20 protein-coding genes and 1 pseudogene are annotated in these 16,674 nt (G+C 45.3%); 17 read left to right on the top strand and 4 right to left on the bottom strand.

The window, feature by feature from the left end; translation table 11 throughout:
- Window positions 1–20: 20 nt before the first annotated feature.
- Complete coding sequence (locus AC58QD_RS27690; RefSeq protein ID WP_497338274.1) at window positions 21–827, bottom strand: histidinol-phosphatase; 807 nt, start codon at window positions 825–827, stop codon at window positions 21–23.
- Between the two features lie 239 nt (window positions 828–1,066).
- On the opposite strand from AC58QD_RS27690, the gene AC58QD_RS27685 reads away from it, so the two are divergent.
- Complete coding sequence (locus AC58QD_RS27685; protein WP_497338273.1) at window positions 1,067–2,347, top strand: ArsB/NhaD family transporter; 1,281 nt, start codon at window positions 1,067–1,069, stop codon at window positions 2,345–2,347.
- A gap of 70 nt (window positions 2,348–2,417) precedes the next feature.
- On the opposite strand, the gene AC58QD_RS27680 is transcribed toward AC58QD_RS27685, so the two are convergent.
- Entirely contained in the window at window positions 2,418–2,834 is a 417-nt protein-coding gene (locus tag AC58QD_RS27680) for a hypothetical protein (protein ID WP_497338272.1), read from the bottom strand.
- Between the two features lie 82 nt (window positions 2,835–2,916).
- Window positions 2,917–3,327, bottom strand: coding sequence for a YtxH domain-containing protein (locus AC58QD_RS27675; RefSeq protein WP_497338271.1), 411 nt, complete (start codon window positions 3,325–3,327; stop codon window positions 2,917–2,919).
- 135 nt (window positions 3,328–3,462) lie between these two features.
- Between AC58QD_RS27675 and AC58QD_RS27670 the strand changes: the two genes are divergently transcribed.
- The 14 genes from AC58QD_RS27670 (at window position 3,463) to AC58QD_RS27605 (ending at window position 13,714) form a co-directional block, all read left to right on the top strand.
- The gene (locus AC58QD_RS27670) at window positions 3,463–4,602 is read left to right on the top strand and encodes a SpoIIE family protein phosphatase (RefSeq protein ID WP_497338270.1); all 1,140 of its coding nucleotides are present in this window, start codon (window positions 3,463–3,465) and stop codon (window positions 4,600–4,602) included.
- 163 nt (window positions 4,603–4,765) lie between these two features.
- Window positions 4,766–5,113 (top strand): hypothetical protein, encoded by a 348-nt coding sequence (locus tag AC58QD_RS27665; protein WP_497338269.1) that lies wholly within the window; start codon window positions 4,766–4,768, stop codon window positions 5,111–5,113.
- Entirely contained in the window at window positions 5,110–5,727 is a 618-nt protein-coding gene (locus tag AC58QD_RS27660) for a hypothetical protein (protein WP_497338268.1), read from the top strand. The genes AC58QD_RS27665 and AC58QD_RS27660 overlap by 4 nt, the downstream gene beginning before the upstream one ends.
- An 89-nt stretch (window positions 5,728–5,816) precedes the next feature.
- Window positions 5,817–6,137 carry an STAS domain-containing protein gene (locus tag AC58QD_RS27655; RefSeq protein WP_497338267.1) on the top strand — a complete coding sequence of 107 codons (321 nt, stop codon included), beginning with the start codon at window positions 5,817–5,819 and terminating at the stop codon, window positions 6,135–6,137.
- Window positions 6,138–6,146: 9 nt separating this feature from the next.
- Window positions 6,147–6,569: an anti-sigma B factor RsbW gene (rsbW, locus tag AC58QD_RS27650; RefSeq protein WP_497338266.1), complete on the top strand. Its 423-nt coding sequence runs from the start codon at window positions 6,147–6,149 to the stop codon at window positions 6,567–6,569.
- A 146-nt stretch (window positions 6,570–6,715) separates the two neighbouring features.
- The gene (locus AC58QD_RS27645; protein WP_497338265.1) at window positions 6,716–7,177 is read left to right on the top strand and encodes a DUF948 domain-containing protein; all 462 of its coding nucleotides are present in this window, start codon (window positions 6,716–6,718) and stop codon (window positions 7,175–7,177) included.
- 47 nt (window positions 7,178–7,224) lie between these two features.
- On the top strand, window positions 7,225–7,560 hold the full coding sequence (locus tag AC58QD_RS27640) for an STAS domain-containing protein (RefSeq protein ID WP_497338264.1): 336 nt from the start codon (window positions 7,225–7,227) through the stop codon (window positions 7,558–7,560).
- Between the two features lie 19 nt (window positions 7,561–7,579).
- A complete protein-coding gene (gene rsbW / locus AC58QD_RS27635) occupies window positions 7,580–8,023 on the top strand; it encodes an anti-sigma B factor RsbW (protein ID WP_497338263.1) in 444 nt (147 codons plus the stop codon).
- The gene (locus tag AC58QD_RS27630; protein ID WP_497338262.1) at window positions 8,020–8,802 is read left to right on the top strand and encodes a sigma-70 family RNA polymerase sigma factor; all 783 of its coding nucleotides are present in this window, start codon (window positions 8,020–8,022) and stop codon (window positions 8,800–8,802) included. Before rsbW (AC58QD_RS27635) ends, AC58QD_RS27630 begins: the two co-directional genes overlap by 4 nt.
- A gap of 72 nt (window positions 8,803–8,874) precedes the next feature.
- Window positions 8,875–9,192: a hypothetical protein gene (locus tag AC58QD_RS27625; protein ID WP_497338261.1), complete on the top strand. Its 318-nt coding sequence runs from the start codon at window positions 8,875–8,877 to the stop codon at window positions 9,190–9,192.
- Between the two features lie 150 nt (window positions 9,193–9,342).
- Entirely contained in the window at window positions 9,343–12,138 is a 2,796-nt protein-coding gene (locus AC58QD_RS27620) for a CHASE3 domain-containing protein (protein WP_497338260.1), read from the top strand.
- The gene (locus AC58QD_RS27615) at window positions 12,111–12,998 is read left to right on the top strand and encodes a CheR family methyltransferase (protein WP_497338354.1); all 888 of its coding nucleotides are present in this window, start codon (window positions 12,111–12,113) and stop codon (window positions 12,996–12,998) included. The genes AC58QD_RS27620 and AC58QD_RS27615 overlap by 28 nt, the downstream gene beginning before the upstream one ends.
- Window positions 12,999–13,180: 182 nt before the next feature.
- Window positions 13,181–13,348 carry a DUF1328 domain-containing protein gene (locus AC58QD_RS27610; protein WP_497338259.1) on the top strand — a complete coding sequence of 56 codons (168 nt, stop codon included), beginning with the start codon at window positions 13,181–13,183 and terminating at the stop codon, window positions 13,346–13,348.
- A gap of 30 nt (window positions 13,349–13,378) precedes the next feature.
- Window positions 13,379–13,714: a YflT domain-containing protein gene (locus AC58QD_RS27605; RefSeq protein WP_497338258.1), complete on the top strand. Its 336-nt coding sequence runs from the start codon at window positions 13,379–13,381 to the stop codon at window positions 13,712–13,714.
- Between the two features lie 332 nt (window positions 13,715–14,046).
- On the opposite strand, the gene AC58QD_RS27600 is transcribed toward AC58QD_RS27605, so the two are convergent.
- The gene (locus AC58QD_RS27600) at window positions 14,047–14,391 is read right to left on the bottom strand and encodes a hypothetical protein (RefSeq protein WP_497338257.1); all 345 of its coding nucleotides are present in this window, start codon (window positions 14,389–14,391) and stop codon (window positions 14,047–14,049) included.
- A gap of 67 nt (window positions 14,392–14,458) precedes the next feature.
- On the opposite strand from AC58QD_RS27600, the gene AC58QD_RS27595 reads away from it, so the two are divergent.
- The gene (locus AC58QD_RS27595) at window positions 14,459–16,252 is read left to right on the top strand and encodes an N-acyl-D-amino-acid deacylase family protein (RefSeq protein WP_497338256.1); all 1,794 of its coding nucleotides are present in this window, start codon (window positions 14,459–14,461) and stop codon (window positions 16,250–16,252) included.
- Window positions 16,253–16,389: 137 nt separating this feature from the next.
- Window positions 16,390–16,566: pseudogene (locus AC58QD_RS27590) on the top strand (EcsC family protein); the annotation flags it as partial.
- Between the last annotated feature and the right edge of the window lie 108 nt (window positions 16,567–16,674).

Raw genomic sequence — 16,674 nt, 5'->3', positions numbered from 1 at the left:
CAGATATAAGACCTAGCTAATTACAACGCAACCATTGTGCGTTTCCTCTGCTCGAATACCGCCCATTCCTTGAAGCCAATCTGCTTCAGATATTCGCGCACCTCATCGAATTCGTCCGCTACACGCTCCGCAACATGGGAATCAGATCCGAATGTCGGCTTAACTCCGAAGTAACAAGCTCGCTCCAACACCTCGTTAGAAGGATACCAGCCTCCGCATTCCTTGCCTTTACCAGAGGTGTTGATCTCAATAGCAACGTCACATTCGGCTATCGTCTGAAGAGTGCGATCTATGATTGCAGTTGGGATGCTGCTTATTTCTGGTTTGTAGCCCTTGATGGCATCGATATGTCCGAGAATATCGAACATTCCGCTTCTTGCTGACTGTGCGACAACCTCGAAATGTGCCTCCTTGGCTGTTAGCAGGCCTGCCTCATCAATACCATCCCAGCGCGTTCTATCGAAGATTCCCCGACCGCCAGAGAAGTGAACGGAACCGATAATATAATCGAAGGGATACTGTTTGTAAATGCTTCGATACAATTCGACATGCTGCGGGAAATAATCGGATTCCACACCGAGCAGGACGGTGATCTTATCGCGGTATTCATTTTTGAGACGCAATACTTCTGCAACATACTCAGGGAACTCGCTCTTTCCCATAGCAATACCCGGTCTGAATTGGTCCGCTTCTTCCCCGAAGTAGGGAGAATGATCCGATATTCCGATATAAGTCATTCCGCGTGCTATGGCCGCTTCAATATAATCGCGAATCTCCCCTGCGGCATGACCGCAACGGTAATGATGCGTATGGAAATCAAACTTCATTTCGAATGGCCTCCAGTCCTATCTTCTTTTAATAAAAGCTTTGCTTCCTATTGTACCACAAATGAAATACACCCTAGGTGCTGGTATGCGATATTGTCTTTACATGCATACAGGTGCGTAGTATATTTGTAAGTAACTTAATATCGTGACCTAGGAGGAGCCTGTCAAACACGGGCTCTTTCTGTTTTTTGGCGGGAATAATGGAAATTCTACACTTAAAATATGCCAGGGAGGCAATTATGGATCAGCAGGCATTGATAGCAATTGGACTGTTTCTAGTCGTCTATGGATTTATAATTGTGGAGAAAATACACCGTACCATCATAGCGATGATAGGTGGATTATTGATGGTTATGTTAGGGATAGTCGATCAGACAACAGCCATTCATCACATCGATTTCAACACATTAGGGCTGCTCATCGGGATGATGATTATAGTCAGCGTTACAGCAGAGACAGGTGTTTTCAAGTATATGGCGTTGGTTGCAGCGAAGAAAGCAAAGGGGAATCCCGTTCGTATTATGCTGGCATTAGCCATTATTACGGCAATTGGATCCGCGTTTCTGGACAACGTGACAACCGTGCTGCTGATGGTGCCTGTCACGTTCAGTATAACGCGACAGCTCAGGGTTCCGCCGTTTCCCTTTCTCTTCACACAGATTATTGCGGCCAATGTAGGAGGGACGGCCACTTTGATTGGAGATCCGCCCAATATTATGATCGGGAGTGCCGTGAAAGAACTGACCTTCATGGCTTTTATCAACAATTTGGCACCTATTGCGATCATCATCATGCTTGTATACTTGCCCATCTTCGTGTTCTTGTTCCGCAAACAGCTGCATACGACCCCTGAGTTGATGCAAGGCATTATGCTGTTGGATGTGCGTCAGGCGATTACCGACCGCAAGCTCCTTGTCAAATGTTTGACTGTTCTGGGATTAACGATCACGGGATTTTTCCTGCATCAACTGCTGCATTTGGAGTCTGCAACGGTCGCTCTGGCAGGAGCGTTCTTGCTGCTCTTGATAACAGGGGAACATAAGATGGAAGAGGCTTTTACCAAAGTAGAATGGATGACGATTTTTTTCTTCATTGGCTTATTCGTTCTGGTATCCGGGTTAATCGAAACGGGTGTAATTGCTAGGCTTGCCGGGCAAGCAATTGAGCTAACCGGCGGAGATGTGTTCGCAACTTCCATGCTTATTCTCTGGTTCAGTGCGATTGCTTCCGCCTTCTTGGATAACATTCCATTCGTTGCTACTATGATTCCGATGATTCAAGAGATGGGGGCCAAGGGAGTTGATAATCTGGAGCCCTTGTGGTGGAGTCTTGCTCTGGGAGCTTGTCTCGGGGGGAATGGGACCCTGATCGGGGCTAGCGCCAATCTTATCGCAGCAGGTATGTCCGCTAAGGAAGGACATCCGATCCGTTTCGTGGCCTACTTGAAAGTAGGGTTTCCCTTAATGTTGATATCAATCGTTCTATCCATGGGTTATATATATTTGAGGTATTTAATGTAGTAAATGATAATCGGAATACAACCACATAAAAACCTGACCGAGTTATCGGTCAGGTTTCTTTGATGCCTTTTCACTGCATTGGATCCGGAACCAAGTTTTGTTCCATCAGTTCCTTGTTCGTCTTCATTTTTTTCATATCATCGCCGAGCTTCTTCATTTCTTTCTCCGTAGGTGCCATAGAACCGTTGGTCGTTTCCGACAGCTCTATGGAATGCGAGTCCTGATAGAAGAGCTGCTCCAGCTCGAATAATTTGGTTAGCGCCGCATTGCGTATGCTTCTCGGGATGGATTCGCCGCCTTGGAAATCTGCTTCCTCGAACTTGACGATCGTATCTCCCTGCTCACAGCTGTGCGTAGTTAATATAAGCGGATAGGTTACATTAGAGGCCTCATCAACGATGACAAGCTTGTACATCGCTCGCTCTGTATATTCAATACGCTCTAATCCGAGCTCCGACAGTTTCTCGTATACCTCGTCTTTGTTCATATCCATCCCTCCTCAGCCTAGCGAAGTAAATGCACTTCACCGAAGCTTCATAATCTGAAGCATTCGCGGCGTATTCATCACTTTAGTTCTGCCTCGTATCCGTCGAATAGCCGGGTGACGAATCAGCAGACCGGTTAGTAGCGGTAGATGAGCTAACGGATGTGTTCATAGCGTTTTCAGACGCTTTTTGCTGCTGCTGCCTGTTCTCCTTGGCTTGCTGAAGCGACTCCATGACCACTTGCTTGCTTTCCTTTGCTCGTTCGAGCAGATCGGAGGCTTGGCTGCTAACAGTGCTAGCTATTTCCTTACCTTTTACTCCCACTGTTGAAGCAAGCTCTGTTGTTTTATTAGATACATCCCGGTATCTTTTGGATAAATCTTGTCTCATCTGGGCACCGCTTTTTGGTGTCAACAACAGTGTAGTTGCCGCTGCAATTGCTCCTCCTATAACCATTCCCATCATCATACCACCGCGTCTAGTTTCTGTAGCCATCCTAATCCTCTCCTCTTCTCATAATTGTGTTGATTGTTTAATAGTCCTATGTAACCATCTTTTCATCTTTTGAATCAATGTGGTATAACTACAAGTAGGAGTGGAAGTTTACACAACCCAAGAAAGGGATTTCAGATGAGTATCATAATTGTTGACGATAATGCTACCAATTTGTTAATCATTGAGAAGATATTGCGGAAGGAAGGATACGAGGATCTGATCCTGGCTTCCTCTGCAATGGAGCTGTATGATATTTTGGAAATCGATTCAACCTGCACGAAGCAGGAAGTTACAGTGAATTTAATATTGATGGATATGATGATGCCAGAGATTGATGGGCTAGAGGCTTGCCGACGTATACAGGAACAGGAACGGTTTCGGGACATTCCTATTATATTTGTAACTGCGCTCGGGGACTCTAATAAACTGGCAGAAGCTTTGGACGCTGGAGCGAGCGATTATGTAATGAAGCCTATTAACAAGGTTGAATTATTAGCGCGTATTCGGTCTGCCTTCCGATTGAAGATGGAGAAGGACTGGCATAAGGAAAGAGACAAGAGAATCAAATACGAGCTGGATCTTGCCAAACAAGTGCAACGAAGCGTATTAAGTGAACCGATCCGAGATGGGAAGATAGAAATTGCAGCTATATATCAACCTTCTTCGGAATTGGCAGGTGACTTCTATGCTTGGCATCGCATTAGTCCGAACCGTTATGGAGTAATGCTTCTCGACATGATGGGGCACGGAATTTCTTCATCCTTAGTGTGTATGTACATTTATTCTTTCTTGCAGCATACCATATTGCGCATTTCCGATCCGGAAGAAGTCATGCGGGAACTGAATCGGCACATGAATCAGCTGCATATGTCGGATGAATTGATTCAATACTACTTCACAGCCATCTACCTTGTTATAGATACGGAGCAAAAAACAATCGAATATGTTAACGCGGGTCACCCCGCTGGAATCATTGAGGTGGATGGTGAGATCCGGACACTAAATGAAGGCTGTTGTGCGATTGGCTTTTTCGACAATATCGACATTCAAAAAGGAATGATCCGATACAAGGATAAGATTAGGGCTGTCTTGTTTACAGATGGACTGATTGAATGGATTGGGGATGATCAGGAAAGTGGAACGAATATGCTGTTGCAGACCTTACAAAAAAGTTCAAGCTGGGTTCCAGATGAACTGATTGGACGTCTAGTTCCAGAAACACTGACGGCTAGCCAACAAGACGATGTGTGCTTAGTTGTAATTGAATCCACTTAGACAAGGTTCCCAGACTCGGTATTTTGTGTATCTACATTAATGAAATGAAACAAACACGCTTCTTATCTTGCTTATTTAGGATAAGGGGCGTTTTTTGCTGTTTCAACGCATCTATATGAGTTTATAAGGGAATATACAAGCTACCAGAAAAGGGGATAGTCATATGATGACCACAGCAACTGCTACTAGCGCAGAACAGGTTAATGTCAGCTTCATCTCAAATAGATATCCAAGCTACAAGCAAGCCAGAGATGCTGAACTTCAAGTATGGGAGCCGAATGCTAAGCAAGTTTGTGTAGTAGGTCCATTCAATGGCTGGGACGGAAGATGGCACGTTATGGATGAATGTGACGGTGTATGGTCCCTTGCAATCCCTGAGCTTGAAGAAGGAACCTTTTATAAATTCGAAATTACTACACAGGATAATGAAGCCTATTTGAAATCGGCAGCGTACGCTTTTCCTGCAAAACTTTTGTCTGATGCAGGGAGCGGAAGGGGGATCATCGTATGAGAAGCCTGAGCATACTCAGTTTAGTCGTCGGAGGGGTAATCGTATGGACAAGCTTGTCATTAGGAGGGGATGCGACTTACGAAGCATCGCCTGCTGCAGTGGCAGCGGAAACGTCCTTGACAACAGTAGACCAGTCGAAACCTGTATCAGACACTACACGGGCTGCTCTTGTTACTCCGGATCCAACGTCTACTATAACACCAGCGCCTGCGCCTCCTGCCGTTCAGACCCCGTATAGTCTGCAAACCGTAGAAGGCATCTCTCTAAGCTACGATCAACAGGATGTAATTGAACACCTAGGTAAACCGGCAGGCGTCACGAATGACGATTATAATATTGGTTTTCAAATCTTTCATTACCCTCAGATGAAAATTGGTTTCAGTGAAGGTTTGGTCGATTATGTTAAAGTAATGGCATCCGCAGGCACCATTTCCATAGACGGCAATACGATTCCGATTACATTGGAAGCTGTAGTAAGTGAATTGGGTGAGCCAGATTTTGTAGCGGAGGATGGGCTTGTATTCAAAGGTCCGCAAGCGGTTATTAAAGTGTTTGTGGATTTGGAAACCCATGAGTTGACATCTATTGATTATTTTCATAGAACAAGCGCATGATAAAGGATAGGAAAACAAACAGCACTTGTGCGTACTTTAAGATATTGATACTATGCTACTATAAACCTTTGTCCCGGGAGTGATGGCAAATGACAATGCAGAAGTTTAATATTGATTGGCAAGAAACTAGGGAAGAGGTTGTCCTTCACCTCAATGGCGAGCTGGATTTATCTGCAGCACCTGAACTCCGTACTGCATTGGAAAGAATCGTGAACAAAGCAGACATTATACTGGTTTTGGACTTGCAGAGATTGAAATACATTGACAGTACGGGGATCGGTATTATTGTATCCGTCTTGAAGATTAGAGATGAGATCAATGCGCCATTTCTTGTTAGAAATATTCCGCCAGCCATTAGAAAACTGTTCGATTTAACAGGTATCTCCGGATTTCTTATTGAAAGGACGTAATGAACAAGCATGAATAACATTCGCTTACAAATACCCGCTCAGGCGGATTATCTCGATGTAGTTCGATTGTGTCTTTACGGAATTGCAAGCAAGGTCGGATTTACATACGAAGAAATTGAAGATATGAAGGTGGCGGTAGCGGAAGCTTGCAACAATGCAGTCCTACACGCCTATCCAGACAAGAATGACGGAGTGATTGATATTCAATTCGATTGCGATGCTACCAGCATCAAGGTCGTTGTTAAAGACTACGGTGTAACCTTTAATCACTCTAATGCCCTCCAAGAAGCAGCTCCTATTCGAGGCAGTGAAGCCCGGGAGTTGCAGGCTGGAGGTTTAGGCATTTATTTGATGCAAGCCTTGATGGACGAAGTGAGCGTTCAATCCGAACAGGGCACACAGGTCACGCTTACCAAATTCAGAGCCGAATAACAGCACGGATCAACGGTAAAATTTGCCGCCTGATCCGTGTTTCTTTTTTTTCTGGGCGCGATTCAAAATTACATTGACGGGGTAAAGAAGCAGTATACTAAAATGCCTAGAAGGATAAACAAACAATACTTGAGGAGGGGATCGTTATGATTCTGGAAATTAGCTTGGCCGTTGTAGCGCTTGCGTTCGTCGTTCTAGTATTCTACCTAGTGCAAACTCTAAAAACCTTAAATGGTTCACTCGATGAGATTCGAGGTACAATGGTTCAGATGAAAGGGGAATTAACGCAAGTCAGCTCCGAGGTGAAAGATGTCCTCTATCATACGAACCAAATGGCTGTTGATGTGCGTGCCAAGCTTCAAGATTTGGATCCGTTGTTTAATTCAGTGAACGATGTGGGCAAAGTGGTGAATGATTTGACTTCCACCGTCAGACACTCGGCTGAAGCGGTTACGTCCATTATTGATAAGGGAAACCGTAAGGTGCAAACGGCAAATCCTAGCAAAATCAGTGCGATCATGAACAGTATACCGGTCGTGATTGACATCTGGAGAAGCTTGAAGAGCCGTAAGAATCAATCTGTTACTACATTATCCAAATTGAATTAATCGAACAGATTGCAACTTTACTATAATGATTTGGGAGGAATATCATCTTGAACGCGACTAAAACATTTCATTTTACTAAACAAACGAATGAGTTAGAAAATACGGTTATACTAAATGGGGATCTTGATCTTTCCGTTGCATCGGATCTAGCAGAGGAATTGAAGCCGTTGATTGCGGAACAGAATCGCGCTCTCGTCCTGGATCTGCAAGAACTGCAATATATAGATTCAACTGGGATTGGGATTATCGTATCGATCCTGAAAGCTAGAGATGCCATGCGTGCACCCTTTGCTGTGACGAATATTCCCCCGAAAATAAAAAGATTATTCGATCTAACAGGGATAACGAAGTATATCTTACCGCTGCCAGCTCAGAATTCCTAGGAAGGGAAAGAACAATTGTATGAACAACTCCATTGTAAACCTAACGGTTCCGGCGCGACCCGAATACCTAGATGTTATAAGATTAACTTTATACGGTCTTGCTTCCAAGGCCGGATTCTCTTTTGAAGAGATCGAAGATATGAAGGTGGCTGTTGCAGAAGCATGCAATAATGCTATTCTTCATGCGTACAAAGGTCGTGACCCTGGTAATGTGCATCTCCGCTTCAAGCTCGCTGAACAGGAGATTACGATTCATGTGAAGGATGAAGGGAATAGCTTTAATTATGAACACGTTGCTCATAAAGCCGCATCCTTGCACAATCAACCGCTAAGTGAAGCTAGGGTAGGAGGGCTTGGAATCTTCATGATGCAAGCACTTATGGATCATGTGCAAGTCCATACGGATGGCGGCACGGAGGTTATTCTTACCAAGCGTCTAAGTAGAAAAGAGGAAATGGCATGAGTTCTAATGCAGCTTCACAGCCTCAAATTGAAACGAACCCTTATTTGAAAAAATATCAGGAAACGGACTGCAACGATGCAGCAACAGAACTGCTTATTCATTATGAACCAATCGTGCGTATGGCAGCAGGTAAAATGTCGCGCAGCCGTCCTGATTTATACGAAGATTTGTTTCAGGTAGGCCAGATGTCGATGCTGCGTTTGTTCAAACGTTATGATGCCACGATGGGCATCCCGTTCGAAGCTTATGCTATGAAATGTCTGATTGGCCACCTGAAAAATTATTTGCGCGACAAATCCTGGTACATCCAAGTACCCAGAAGAGTGAAGGAAAAAGGACTGCTCGTGCAGAACGCAATTGCGGATCTCACGATTGAATTGGAACGATCCCCGCGTGTGGATGAGATTGCGGCACACTTGGAGCTGTCCGAGGAGGAGACAATCGAGATTCTGGCGGGTCGTGATTATTATCACTATACTTCTCTTGATACGCCTCTCTCAAGTGAGGGGGACAGCGGTGCTACCATCGGGGACTTAATCTCGGTGCAAGGCGATGAATATGGAGCTCTGGAGAAAAAGCTGGATCTGCAGCAAGCTATGGAACAGCTCAAACCGGAGGAGCAGAAGGTGCTCACCCTTGCTTTTAATGAAGGATATTCGCAACGTAATATAGCCGATCAATTAGGGATTTCACAGATGAGTGTGTCCCGGATACAAAGCAGGGCCATTGCCAAGCTGAAGGAACACTTGCAAGACAATCCTCTCTATAACAAACCGTAATGAACCTTGAATGGTTCAAACCCGCAGGATCGGTTTATATACTCGTATACCTACTAAAGGCGGTGAGTTCCGATGATTGTCAAACACAAAATAAGTCTAAAAGATTGTGATGTATTGGTTTGCGATAATGAAGATGCTTCTTATCTGGTAAGCATACAATCTTTAACCAATCCGCTAGGACGCGGTAATGTATTGGACACTTTCGATGACGAACAATTAGCCTTACAGGCTGCGGAACGCTTTCACTGGATGTATACGATAGCTAAGGAAAACGGGTATTATTTAAAAGAGAACTGCTTCATGAAGCCTAATAAAGAGCAAATTCATATTAGTATTATGAAAGACGGCGCAATAACAAAGGAACAATACGTTTTACGGCTGCAAGCGTAGAAACGGGCGAAGGCCCGTTTTTTTGCGTGTGCATTTTTTATCGGCAAGGTGGATCACTTAATTTTGGAAATCTAGCAGCAAGGGGATTTGTGGTATAGTTGGACATGGATGCAATCGGTCAGGACTCACTCGGTGTATCGGGAGGAAGCTATGAGAAATAGGTTACATTTAGGAATTCGTACCAAAATCATGCTTGGGTATATTTTAGTTATTTTATGTCTGGGCGCGACCATTATGTTAGTCATGGATCGGATCTCTGACAGGCAAGATGCAATCAATTTCATAACCTCACATGATATGAATGTGCATGATTTACTCAGTGAGATTGAGAAGAATGTGCTTAATATGGAGACTGGTCAGCGAGGATACGTGATTACTGGAGATACGCGTTACCTGGACCGGTACAATCAAGGAAGTCAATCCTGGCTTGTAAATTATAATGCTCTTCATACATTAATGAGTGATAATCCTGTTCAGCAGGGCAATCTGGAGAAGATTAAACCTATTATCGAACACTGGATCACGAATTCCGGCGAACGTGTTATAGCTCTCAAGAGGCTTAACAATTCTGAGGAACTTGCGGAATATTTCAAAGAAGACCCAGGCCGCAATGACATGAATAATTTACGCAGCCAGATCGAATCGATCCGAGTGGCGGAAAAGAAAATGACAGATTCACGTGCTGCTCATTTATTGCAGGATTACGAGAATATCAAGATTATATTGTTTGCCATCCTGTTCATCGTAGCCGCGATATCCCTTCTGGTTTCCCTATTTATATCAGGTGTCATTGTGAAAACGATCCATCAAGTTGTGGGTACAGTAAAGCGAATTGCGAAGTCCGACGGGGAATCGAATGAGCGTATTTATGTCCAAACTAATGACGAGATTAAGGAACTGGCGGATGCCACGAATCATTTGCTAGATTCTCTGGAGGAAGAGGGCTGGGTGCAGACTCGAGTGACGGAGGTCGCTCAGATGTATCAAGGGATTCATCATGTTAACGAGTTAGCGGAAGTTATTATTAACAATCTGACTCCCATGATCGGAGCTTCTTACGGAGCCATCTATTTGAATAAGAAACACAGCGGGCAATCGTTCTATGTGAAAGCAGCAGCCTACGCAGATTCGGGTAACGAGGTCAGCTTCAGATCGGGCGAAGGACTAGTAGGTCAGTGTGCCGTGGATAAGAAGCTGATTCTGTTGAAGGATATTCCCGAGACATACGTACAGATCCATTCGGGGCTTGGACAAGCCTCACCGCGCAGCTTATTACTTGTGCCTGTTCTGTATGAGAATAATGTGGAGGCCGTAATTGAGCTTGCTTCCTTCGATATATTTGATTCCAAACACGTTAAGCTGCTTGAAGAGATAGATGGTACGATCGGTTCTTCTATTGTAAATGTACTGGGTCGTATGGAAGTGGAACGATTATTGAATGAGTCGCAAATGCTGACTGAGGAGCTGCAAGCCCAATCTGAGGAGCTGCAGGCTCAGTCCGAGGAGCTTCAGATGCAGCAGGAGCAGCTGAGGATGAGTAATGAGTTCCTGGAGGAGCAGAACCAATCCGTCGAACAAAAAGCGTTAGAGCTAAAGCGAGCGAAGGACGAGCTCGAGGAGTATTCTACTCAGCTTGAGCGCAGCTCCCAGTACAAGTCCGATTTCCTGGCGAATATGTCGCATGAATTGCGTACGCCGCTTAACAGCATATTAATCTTATCGCAGATGTTATATGAGAATGACCAAGGCGGTCTCTCTAAGGAAGAAGAGGAATATTCCCGTGTAATCTATACAGCGGGCAAGGATTTATTGACACTTATTGACGATATTCTCGATTTGTCTAAGGTAGAGGCAGGGAAGATCGAAATTATGGCGGATGAGGTGAACATAACTGAAATCCCTCAGCTCCTGAAGCAAGTTTTCGATCCGATCGCGGCGCGTAAGGGGATTGCCTTGAATATGAGGATCGATTCCGATGTGCCGGCTGTATTCATGACGGATGGCCTGAGACTGCAGCAGATCCTTAAGAACCTGTTGTCGAATGCGTTCAAATTTACCGAAGAAGGATCGGTCACATTCCGCATTAGTAAGATAGAAGCTTCTGAAGTAACGGATCGCTTACCAGTCCAGGAAGGAGAATTGGTTGTAGCGTTCTCTGTTACGGATTCCGGAATCGGGATCCCGAAAGACAAGCAAAAAATAATATTCGATGCCTTCCAGCAAGCTGACGGCACGACTAATCGCCAATATGGCGGAACAGGTCTGGGACTTTCCATCTGCCGTGAATTCAGCAAGCTTCTAGGCGGCTTCCTGACGGTAGAAAGTACGCCTGGTAAAGGAAGTACGTTCACCTTATATTTAACGCAAATGAAGGAGACGGTTATCCCGAAAGGGCTTATCTCTGAATCAGCCGCTGCCTTGGAGCGTCCTATTCTTCGGACTTCACCTAGTTCAGAGGTTGATGAAGATATGGCTTCCAGTTTGAATGAACAATTGAATACGGATGCAGCTTCTTCCGAGCCCAATCCGGAAGAGGAATTATCAGAAGATTCCTTTTTCGAAGGAAAAAGTATACTCTTGGTTGATGATGATGCTCGTAATGTGTTCGCGCTTGTGACTGCGCTAGAAAATAAAGGCATTGAAGTTAGGACCGCAAGTCAAGGCCTTCAGGCTGTGGAAATCCTGAATGACAATCCTGATGGGTACGATATCGTTCTCATGGATATTATGATGCCTGTTATGGACGGCTTTGAAGCGATGCAGACCATCCGAAATGATCTGGGTCTGAAGGATCTTCCGATTATTGCCCTGACGGCCAAAGCCATGAAGAATGCCAGAGACCAATGTATGGCTGCTGGCGCATCAGACTACATTAGCAAGCCTCTAAATATGGATCAATTATGTTCTTTGATGCGGGTATGGTTGACGAAGCAGGTGAAACATTGAGTGAATCTAACTGGATAGAAGGCGTGAAGCCTCAGGATCAGCCGGACAATGAGTTGGAACAGATTGAAATCGGACTTTTGTTGGAAGGAATCTACCGATGGTATGGCTTCGATTTTCGGCACTACGTTCGCGCTTCCTTGCGCCGGCGAATCCTGAATCGACTCAGGTTGGACAATTTACCGACCATTACTGCCTTGTTGGATAAACTGCTGCACGAGCCGAAATATATGAATATAATATTGAATGACTTCTCCATCAAAGTAACGGAAATGTTCCGAGACCCCAGCTTCTTCCTGGCATTTCGCAACCAAGTTGTCCCCCATCTGCGAGAACTGCCTGAGATCCGAATCTGGCATGCTGGCTGTGCTACAGGTGAGGAAGTATATTCGATGGCTATCCTGATGGAGGAAGAAGGTCTTGCCGAGAAGACAAAGATCTATGCCACGGATATGAATGAGATTGCGATTGATGCCGCGAAGAGGGGGGCATTCCCCTTGAAGCAAATGCAAATTTTCACAAAGAACTATTTGGAGTCCGGGGGCACCGAGGCTTTTTCTGAATATTATACGACTGACCATCAGTATGCTTATTTTGCTTCCAGGCTAAAAGAGAATGTGATGTTCGCCCAACACAATCTGGCGACGGACCGTTCATTCAACGAATTTCACGTCATCATATGCCGGAATGTCATGATCTACTTTGACGGGATTTTGCAGAATCGGGTACATGACTTATTTTACAACAGCTTAACGCCTGGCGGCTTTTTGGGATTAGGAAATAAAGAGTCGATCCTGTTCGTGGAGAATTCATCGCATTATGTGGATTTTGTGGCGTCCGAGCGTCTGTACCGAAAAGTTTAATGGATTAATAATCTAACCTCTGGAGTAATTGCTCCGGAGGTTTTTTCATTTGAAGCAGTAAGGCTAAACATCCTTTTGACTAGGTACTAACCGGATCGATATTGTTTCACTGCTAGGCACGGCGGGTAATAGAAACTATGAAACACTAATCTAAATAACTGAAGAGAAGCGAGGTGTTCTACATGTTATCATGGGCAGCATTATTTCTTATCGTAGCACTTGTAGCCGGTGTATTCGGATTCTTCGGAATTGCATCTGCCGCTGTAGGGGTAGCTAAAGTATTATTCTTCGTCTTCCTGATCTTATTCGTGGTATCCCTCATTATGGGCAGACGCAGAAGCACTAGCTAGAGATTAAGAAAGCTCAAGGAGGAACTCTATATGAATAAGTTTACTAAGTATAGTGTAGCAACTAGTGTGAATGAAGCGCAGGAAACGGTTCGTCAGTACAACAAGGAAGGCTTCGATCGGGACCATATCTTCGTGCTGACACATAGTAAGGAAGGAACCGATTATGTAGCCAATTACACGGGGGCGGATAAGATTGGAGTGTCAGAAGAAGGCGTGCTGACGTCCCTTGCGAACATATTCCGTTCGCGCGGTGATGAGCTGCGTGCGAAGATGCAGTCTCTTGACTTGCCGCAGATTGAAGCGGAGCGTCTGGAAGAGGAGCTCGACCACGGCAAGATTGTTATCCTTGCATCCAGCCGACGCTAAGGTATGAGAAACCTATAGAAACCGCTATTGTAGCGGGTTCTGTAGGTTTTTTTGTGATTTCACGCCAGGATTTATACGAGAAAACAAAACCCAACACAGATAAGCCATGTTACTACTGTCTATTTGGGCCATTTCATCACTCGGCACGAAATAGCCAATCTGGATATCCCTTATTTCCGAATTGTGTACCGAATTTCCTCAAAACCAGTCCAATAACCAATAGTAAAACTTGCTAATCCAGAGAAAGCCATCTATCCCGCCCAAATAACCTATACTAGCGCTGGCTAATACATCTCAACAGGACCTAAGTTGTAACTTTGCGATTAACTAATTCACCTCTCTGCGATCCACAACGTGACGACCGTCACAAGAAACAAACCTAAAGGAAAGCAGAAACCAATCAGCGCATGTATGGCTCGGTAAGGCTCCGGCCTGCGTGACAGCCATAGATCGAACAGAAAATATAACAAAGCGGCAAGGATGCCAACATAAGAAAGGATGCAGCCGAATAATAGGTGCAGCCCGGCATGAAAAACTTTTTTCATTAGAGGACGGTTAAGAGCTTGCTTACGGGCCAGGTTGGCTACGATGTAATCACTGATGAGAGAGGTGAGACTGCCATAGAGGAGCAGCACGGGAAAGCTGATTATCAAGTAGATCGGAATCACTCTCCACACATCAGCAAAGTATCCTCCTATGGATTGTGGATCTACCCAGAGATTAGGCTCAGCGAGTGCGAAAAGAATGGCGAACAAACAGGCAGATAGGCAAGCGCTTATAACTTTTCTGGCGATCAGCGGTTTAATCCGAACGGACATGGGGTTCCCTCAATTCGTTGTGAATAATGGCCGTAAAGTAATTATTAGAAAATTCCACATTTTTCTTGCTGATTCCTCCCTTGGATTTATAATGGAAGAGAATCCAAGGATGAGGGGTGCAAATATGCAGGCGGACATTGTGATCAAGAACGGTTTAATTATCGACGGTACGGAGAAGGAACGGTTCAAAGGCAATGTAGTTATCAAGGATGGCAGGATTATAGCTATTACGCCTATTGAGCTCACGGAGAATACAGAGTGGGAGGCTCGGGAAGTAATTGATGCGAACTGGAATATCGTATCGCCCGGATTTATCGACTCCCACACCCATTCCGATCTGATGCTGCTTTGGAATCGTCAACACGCAGCAGGGTTATGCCAAGGCATTACGACCGAGGTTCTTGGACAGGACGGACTTTCTTATGCACCGCTAGGGCGTGACAACCTGGAGATGTATTACAAATTTCTGTCCGGATTAAATGGAAGTCCAGACATCCCCTTGGATTGGTCCTCGGTGAATCAATTCCGCATGAAATTCGACGGTACCGTTGCGATCAATACCGCTTATCAGGTTCCCCACGGAGCATTAAGGCTGGAGACTGTAGGAATGCAGGATGTTCCGTTAGTTGGCACTCATTTGGCCAAGGCAAAGGACCTATTGGATCAAGGGCTGAAGGAAGGCGCGGTTGCTTTCTCGACCGGACTGAGCTATTATCCAAACTCCTTTTCGGATACCGAAGAGATGGTGGAGCTGTGCAAGGTTGTAGCAGCCAATGACAGTGTCTACGTAACCCATATCCGCACTGTTTTTCGCGAAACTTACATAGATCCAGTATTAGAATCGATTGAGATTGCTGAGCGTTCAGGAGCAAAGCTGCATTTCTCCCACTATCGTACGAGTATTCCGACTGCAGGACAAGTGCATTCTATTATGAAAGACATTGACGCAGCACATGAACGCGGTGTGAGTGTCTCACTAGAGCTATACCCTTACCCATCAGGGAGCGGTCATGTGGTCATCTTTATGCCACTCTGGTCGGCTGTGGGAGGGCGTGACGCGATGCTGGAGCGGCTTGCAGATCCAAAGCAGAGAAAGCGGCTATGCGAAGGCCTTGAACAGAACACGCTCCCTTTGCGAGGATTCTTCACTCATCTCCCAAAGAACTCTCAGTACATTGGCCGTGCATTCATAGATGTGGCAGAGGAGCGGGGACAATCTGTCTCAGATATGCTCTGCGATTTGTTGTTGGAAGAAGAGCTTGAGGTAGGTCATCACGATTCAACCAAAGCCATATTCGAATCCGATGAGGGCTGGGACCGATTTAATCAGGATTGCTTGGACCTTTTATCGCGGCCGTATTACATGGTTGGGTCAGACAGCATTCCTGTAGGGAGGAATCCACATCCCCGAGGCTTTGGCACGTACCCTAGACTTTTAAGATTTTGCCGAGAGTATGGCTTCCGTCTGGAGACCATGATTAACCGGATGACGAAGGTGCCTGCAGATCGGTTCGGTCTGGCGGATCGAGGGCAGTTGAAGGCTGGCTACGCGGCGGATATTGTGATTTTCGATAAAGATCGTGTGACGGACACCGCTACCTACCAGCTTTCGCGCAGTGCCCCGATTGGAATATCACATGTCCTAGTGAACGGTCAAGTGGCTGTTCGCAATGAGAAGGTTACATCTGTTTTTGCCGGAAGGGCTTTAAGCAGAGGATAGAGGCAGGATAGCGGACCGACTAAAAGCTGTGTTAAAGAAGAAGTCCTAGTCAGAATGAAGTAACCGTTAGCAGTATTGAACCTTGTACCGCGTTTGCTGCGTATTACCTAGTACAAGGGAAGGAGCGTATCATCTGGATGAATCAGACAGAAAGCAAAGAGCAATTAGAAGCGGAATTGCGTGAGATTATACAGTGGGAAAGCAAACAAAAAGATATATGGTTCTGGGAGAAGCTTGGCCGTCTGCCGTTTCTATTGCTCGATAAAGTCACACCCAAGTTCGTGCAGGAGAAGCTTGGGGTTGCCTTGAATGAAACATTCCTGTTAAGGCTAAGAAACAGTCTTTGCTAAAAAAGGAGCGCCTCGGTATGATGGGTTTGTCCAAGGGTTACATACCCAACACCATCAAGGAGGCGCTCTTAT

The sequence above is a fragment of the Paenibacillus sp. J2R1T-4 genome, assembly GCF_059692235.1.
This window is presented reverse-complemented; position numbering and strand designations above follow the sequence as displayed.

What these genes read in the sequence shown, in the direction of transcription:
- AC58QD_RS27685 (WP_497338273.1), top strand. Translation starts at nt 1,067, where the DNA reads ATGGATCAGCAGGCATTGATAGCAATTGGACTGTTTCTAGTCGTCTAT.
- AC58QD_RS27615 (WP_497338354.1), top strand. Translation starts at nt 12,111, where the DNA reads ATGGTTGACGAAGCAGGTGAAACATTGAGTGAATCTAACTGGATAGAA.
- AC58QD_RS27625 (WP_497338261.1), top strand. Translation starts at nt 8,875, where the DNA reads ATGATTGTCAAACACAAAATAAGTCTAAAAGATTGTGATGTATTGGTT.
- AC58QD_RS27605 (WP_497338258.1), top strand. Translation starts at nt 13,379, where the DNA reads ATGAATAAGTTTACTAAGTATAGTGTAGCAACTAGTGTGAATGAAGCG.
- AC58QD_RS27675 (WP_497338271.1), bottom strand. Translation starts at nt 3,327, where the DNA reads ATGGCTACAGAAACTAGACGCGGTGGTATGATGATGGGAATGGTTATA.
- AC58QD_RS27655 (WP_497338267.1), top strand. Translation starts at nt 5,817, where the DNA reads ATGACAATGCAGAAGTTTAATATTGATTGGCAAGAAACTAGGGAAGAG.
- rsbW (WP_497338263.1), top strand. Translation starts at nt 7,580, where the DNA reads ATGAACAACTCCATTGTAAACCTAACGGTTCCGGCGCGACCCGAATAC.
- AC58QD_RS27645 (WP_497338265.1), top strand. Translation starts at nt 6,716, where the DNA reads ATGATTCTGGAAATTAGCTTGGCCGTTGTAGCGCTTGCGTTCGTCGTT.
- AC58QD_RS27670 (WP_497338270.1), top strand. Translation starts at nt 3,463, where the DNA reads ATGAGTATCATAATTGTTGACGATAATGCTACCAATTTGTTAATCATT.
- AC58QD_RS27620 (WP_497338260.1), top strand. Translation starts at nt 9,343, where the DNA reads ATGAGAAATAGGTTACATTTAGGAATTCGTACCAAAATCATGCTTGGG.
- AC58QD_RS27665 (WP_497338269.1), top strand. Translation starts at nt 4,766, where the DNA reads ATGATGACCACAGCAACTGCTACTAGCGCAGAACAGGTTAATGTCAGC.
- AC58QD_RS27690 (WP_497338274.1), bottom strand. Translation starts at nt 827, where the DNA reads ATGAAGTTTGATTTCCATACGCATCATTACCGTTGCGGTCATGCCGCA.
- AC58QD_RS27595 (WP_497338256.1), top strand. Translation starts at nt 14,459, where the DNA reads ATGGCGAACAAACAGGCAGATAGGCAAGCGCTTATAACTTTTCTGGCG.
- rsbW (WP_497338266.1), top strand. Translation starts at nt 6,147, where the DNA reads ATGAATAACATTCGCTTACAAATACCCGCTCAGGCGGATTATCTCGAT.
- AC58QD_RS27630 (WP_497338262.1), top strand. Translation starts at nt 8,020, where the DNA reads ATGAGTTCTAATGCAGCTTCACAGCCTCAAATTGAAACGAACCCTTAT.
- AC58QD_RS27660 (WP_497338268.1), top strand. Translation starts at nt 5,110, where the DNA reads ATGAGAAGCCTGAGCATACTCAGTTTAGTCGTCGGAGGGGTAATCGTA.
- AC58QD_RS27680 (WP_497338272.1), bottom strand. Translation starts at nt 2,834, where the DNA reads ATGAACAAAGACGAGGTATACGAGAAACTGTCGGAGCTCGGATTAGAG.
- AC58QD_RS27610 (WP_497338259.1), top strand. Translation starts at nt 13,181, where the DNA reads ATGTTATCATGGGCAGCATTATTTCTTATCGTAGCACTTGTAGCCGGT.